The sequence below is a fragment of the Micromonospora arida genome (assembly GCF_003857035.1).
Lineage (GTDB): Bacteria > Actinomycetota > Actinomycetes > Mycobacteriales > Micromonosporaceae > Micromonospora > Micromonospora arida.
The window spans coordinates 1-1,111 of record NZ_QGSY01000007.1 but is presented as its reverse complement, the minus strand read 5'-3'; the positions used below and the strand labels follow the sequence as shown (position 1 = coordinate 1,111).

The following is a 1,111-nucleotide window of genomic DNA, read 5'->3' as shown; positions in this document are numbered from 1 at the left end:
TCGCCGCGCTGGCTGCCTGGACTCGTCGATCACGGAGTTGTGGTGCCTGTTTTGGGAATCCGTGGGCGCTTTGTCGACCACCACAACTCCGTGATCGACGAGGGGCGCGGGGGTTGGACGAGCCGGCACGGGGTTGGGGAGGCGGCATGGAGGGTGACGGAGCGTCTCGCTCAGCGTGACGGGGTGAGGTGTGGTGGTTGGAGGGGGCGGAGCATGATCTGTTCTCGGCGTACGCCGTCGGGCATCAGGTCACCTGGCTCGTCGGTCAGGCGGAAGCCAGCGCGGTGGTAGAGGGACTTGGCGCGCGCGTTGTCCGTCCTGACGGAGAGGCGTAGCCGCTCGGCGCCACGCTCCTGGGCCCAGCGCGCCACCTCGTTCACCAGGCGGTCGCCGACACCGCTGCCGCGAGCGTCGGGGTGCACCCACATCGAGATCAGGTCCACCATGAGCGGGTCCGACGTGGGTACGCCGCTCGACATCCCAACCGGACGCCCGGCCAGGACGGCCACCAGGTGGAGTGAGCCGGGGATGCTCAACCGGTCGCGCCAGCGCTGCTCGCGATCGCCGTCGCCCTGCCAGTCGGCGAGCCGTGAGCCGAACGCTTCCGGTGCCTCGGCGAGGGCGGCCAGCCGCAGCTCCCGCCAGGTGGGCCAGTCGTCGGGGGTGAGCACCAAGATGTCGATCATGCGGAGATGGTGCCCCCCGCGGATCGCCGGGCACCACCACATTTTCCGCCGTCCGGCGCCGCACCCCCGCCCGGGTGCGGCGCCGGACGGGGATCAACTGGTCGTCGTACAGGAGACCAGCGGAACCGGGTTGCTGCCGTTCCACGAGCCGAGGAAACCGAACGTGGTGCTCGCTCCGGCGGCAAGCGTGCCGTTGTGGTTGGCGTTACGTGCGGTGACCAGCGTGCCGTTGGTGCTGACCGTCGCGTTCCACGACGAGGTGACCTGCTGGCCGTTGCCGTAGTTCCAGCTCACCGACCAGCCGCGGGTCGGTGAACCGCCCGCGGTCACCTTCACGTCGGCCTGGAAGCCACCGGACCACTGACCGGTGACCTGGTACGTCGCCGTGCAGGCACCGGCCGGCGGCGGGGTGGTCGGCGGGGGCG

2 protein-coding genes are annotated in these 1,111 nt (G+C 70.7%); both read right to left on the bottom strand.

The genetic code is table 11. From position 1 onward, the window contains the following. Nucleotides 1–170 precede the first annotated feature (170 nt). Nucleotides 171–686 carry a GNAT family N-acetyltransferase gene (locus DLJ58_RS00025; RefSeq protein ID WP_124853291.1) on the bottom strand — a complete coding sequence of 172 codons (516 nt, stop codon included), beginning with the start codon at nt 684–686 and terminating at the stop codon, nt 171–173. Nucleotides 687–779: 93 nt separating this feature from the next. Continuing rightward, on the bottom strand, nt 780–1,111 hold a 332-nt coding region (locus tag DLJ58_RS00020), incomplete at its 5' end, for a cellulose binding domain-containing protein (protein WP_208740727.1).